Origin of the sequence: Pseudomonas sp. RL (assembly GCF_000647775.1) — a bacterium.
Classification (GTDB): Bacteria; Pseudomonadota; Gammaproteobacteria; order Pseudomonadales; family Pseudomonadaceae; genus Serpens; species Serpens flexibilis.
In genome coordinates this window covers 1-3,696 of the sequence record NZ_JBOY01000146.1, presented here as the reverse complement: position 1 = coordinate 3,696, position 3,696 = coordinate 1, and the positions used below count along the sequence as shown (strand labels likewise).

General features: G+C 66.3%; 2 protein-coding genes. Both read right to left on the bottom strand.

Annotated elements, in window-relative coordinates:
- Nucleotides 1–85, bottom strand: an 85-nt coding sequence (locus AS93_RS20970) for a 4Fe-4S binding protein (RefSeq protein WP_037009839.1), incomplete at its 3' end; no start/stop codon positions are given.
- 10 nt (nt 86–95) lie between these two features.
- Nucleotides 96–3,696 (bottom strand): nitrate reductase subunit alpha (locus AS93_RS0117015; RefSeq protein WP_027591709.1); only part of this gene is annotated, 3,601 nt, incomplete at its 5' end.

Below are 3,696 nucleotides of genomic sequence, written 5' to 3'. Positions count from 1 at the left end.
CGTTCTTGCAGGTGATCGAGCAGGTGTGGCAGCCGATGCACTTGTCCAGGTTCAGGACCATTCCGACTTGTGAACGAATCTTCATGGCGTACTCCTCAAATGTCCTGCGGCAGCGGTTGCGGCAGGTCATCGCCATAGGGCGCGTCCAGCCAGTCGACCTTGTTCATCTTGCGCACCACGACGAACTCGTCGCGGTTGCAGCCCACGGTGCCGTAGTAGTTGAAGCCGTAGGCCTGCTGGGCGTAGCCGCCGATCATGTGGGTGGGCTTGAGCATCACGCGGGTCACCGAGTTGTGGTGGCCGCCGCGGGTGCCGGTGCTCTCGGCGCCGGGCACGTTCACGATGCGTTCCTGGGCGTGGTACATCATCACCATGCCTTCCTTGACGCGCTGGCTGACCACCGCGCGGGCGGTGAGCGCGCCGTTGGCGTTGAAGCACTCGATCCAGTCGTTGTCCTCGATGCCCACCTTCTTCGCGTCGATTTCGCTCATCCACACGATCGGGCCGCCGCGGCTGAGGGTCAGCATGATCAGGTTGTCGGTATAGGTGCTGTGGATGCCCCACTTCTGGTGCGGGGTGATCCAGTTCAGCGCGATCTCCGGATTGCCGTTGGGCTTCTTGCCCTGCACATAGCCGAGCGAGCGAGTGTTGATCGGCGGCTTGTAGCTCATCAACTGCTCGCCGAAGGCCTGCATCCACGGGTGGTCCTGGTAGAACTGCTGGCGGCCGGTGAGGGTGCGCCACGGGATGTACTCGTGGACGTTGGTGTAGCCGGCGTTGTAGCTGACGTGCTCGTCTTCCAGGCCCGACCAGGTGGGGCTGGAGATGATCTTGCGCGGCTGGGCCTGGATGTCGCGGAAGCGGATCGCCTCGTGCTCCTTGGGCAGCGCCAGGTGGCTGTGGTCGCGGCCGGTGAAGGCCGACAGCGCTTCCCAGGCCTTCACGGCGACGTGGCCGTTGGTTTCCGGCGCCAGGGAGAGGATCACCTCGGCAGCGTCGATGGCGGTTTCGATCTTCGGCCGGCCCTGGCTGACGCCCTCCTCGCGCACCCGGTAGTTCAGCTCGCCGAGGAATTTCACTTCGTCCTCGGTGTTCCAGCTGATGCCCTTGCCGCCGTTGCCCAGACTCTCGAGCAGCGGGCCGAGGGCGGTGAACTTCTTGTAGGTGGACGGGTAGTCGCGCTCGACCACGGCGATGTTCGGCGCGTTCTTGCCGGGCACCGGCGCCTCGCCGGCGGTCTTCCAGTCGGTGCCGCCGAACGGCTGGGCCAGCTCGCCGGGGGTATCGTGCAGCAGCGGCACGGTCACCACGTCGCGCTCGACGCCCAGGTGCCCTTCGGCCATGGCCGAGAACGCCTTGGCGATGCCCTTGTAGATTTCCCAGTCGGACTTCGCCTCCCAGGCCGGGTCGATGGCCGCGGACAGCGGGTGGATGAAGGGGTGCATGTCCGAGGTGTTCATGTCGTCCTTCTCGTACCAGGTGGCGGTCGGCAGGACGATGTCGGAGTACACGCAGGTGGAGGACATGCGGAAGTCCAGCGTGGTGACCAGGTCGAGCTTGCCGATGGCGCCCTCGTCCACCCACTCGGCCTCGGTCGGCTTGAAGCCGTCGGCGCGCTTGCCCAGGTCCTCGTTCATCACGCCGTTGGTGGTGCCCAGCAGGTACTTGAGCATGTACTCGTGGCCCTTGCCGGAGGAGCCCAGCAGGTTGGAGCGCCAGATGAACATGTTGCGCGGGAAGTTTTCCGGGCTGTCCGGCTGTTCGCAGGCGAAGCGCAGGCTGCCGTCCTGCAGGCCCTTGACCACGTAGTCCTTCGGTTCCAGGCCGGCCGCTTGCGCGTCGCGGGCGATCTGCAGCGGGTTGCGGTTGAGCTGCGGCGCGCTGGGCAGCCAGCCGGCGCGCTCGGCGCGGATGTTGTAGTCGAGCATGTGCTCGGGGTACTGGCTCTTGTCGGCCAGCGGCGAGAGCACCTCGTGGATGCTCATCTTCTCGTGGCGCCACTGGGAGCTGTGGTTGTAGAAGAAGCTGGTGCCGTTCATCTGCCGCGACGGGCGATGCCAGTCGAGGCCGAAGGCCAGCGGCAGCCAGCCGCACTGCGGACGCAGCTTCTCCTGGCCGACGTAGTGGGCCCAGCCGCCACCGGTCTGGCCGACGCACCCGCAGAGCATGAGCATGTTGATCAGCCCGCGGTAGTTCATGTCCATGTGGTACCAGTGGTTCATCGCCGCGCCGACGATGATCATGGAACGCCCGTGGGTCTTGTCGGCGTTGTCGGCGAATTCGCGGGCCACCTGGATGGCCTTCTCGCGGGACACACCGGTGATCTGCTCCTGCCAGGCCGGGGTGCCGGGCACGTTGACGTCGTTGTAGTCCACGGCCACGTTGGCGCCGCCCAGGCCACGGTCTATCCCTAAGTTGGCGGCCATCAGGTCGAACACGGTGGCGACCTTGACGCTGCGGCCGTCGGCCAGTTTCAGGCTGCGCACCGGCACGCGGCGGAACTGCACGGCGTCGCCGGCGACGTTGGGGAAGAAGTCGTGCTGCTGGCCACCGAAGTACGGGAAGCCCACCTCGGCCACCTCGCCACCGTCGATCTGGCTGAGGGTCAGGTCGACCTCGCGGCCGTCCTTGCCCTCGCGGGCCTCGATGTTCCACTTGCCCTTCTCGCCCCAGCGGTAGCCGATGGAACCCTGCGGCGACACCAGCTCGCCGGAGGCATCGACGGCGACGGTCTTCCACTCGGGGTTGTTGTCCTGGCCCAGTGCGTTGTCCAGGTCCGAGGCGCGCAGGAAGCGCTCGGCGCGGTAGCCGCCGTCGATGTCGTCGAGCAGCACCAGCATCGGCAGGTCGGTGTAGCGCTTGGCGTAATCACGGAAGTAGGCGCTCGGCTGGTCGAGGTGGAATTCCTTGAAGATCACGTGGGCGAAGGCCTGGGCCAGCGCCGCGTCGGTGCCCTGCTTGGGGTTCAGCCACAGGTCGGTGAGCTTGGCGACCTCGGCGTAATCCGGGGTGACGGCCACGGTCTTGGTGCCCTTGTAGCGCACCTCGGTGAAGAAGTGCGCGTCCGGGGTCCGCGTCTGCGGGACGTTGGAACCCCAGGCGATGATGTAGTTGGAGTTGTACCAGTCGGCCGACTCCGGCACGTCGGTCTGCTCGCCCCACACCTGCGGCGAGGCCGGCGGCAGGTCGCAGTACCAGTCGTAGAACGACAGGCACACGCCACCGATCAGCGACAGGTAACGCGAGCCGGCGGCGTAGCTGACCATCGACATGGCCGGGATCGGCGAAAAGCCGACCACGCGGTCCGGGCCGTACTGCTTGACGGTGTAGACGTTGGCGGCGGCGATGATCTCGTTGACTTCGTTCCAGCTGGAGCGCACGAAACCGCCCAGGCCGCGCTTGCTCTTGTAGGACTCGGCCTTGGCCGGGTCCTCGACGATGCTCGCCCAGGCCTCCACCGGCTCCATGTGGCGACGTGCTTCGCGCCACAGCTTGAGCAGCGGCTTGCGCACCTTCGGGTATTTCAGGCGGTTGGCGCTGTAGATGTACCAGCTGTAGCTCGCGCCACGCGGGCAGCCGCGCGGTTCGTGGTTGGGCAGGTCGTTGCGGGTGCGCGGGTAGTCGGTCTGCTGGGTTTCCCAAGTGACCAGGCCGTTCTTCACGTAGACCTTCCAGCTGCACGAGCCGGTGCAGTTC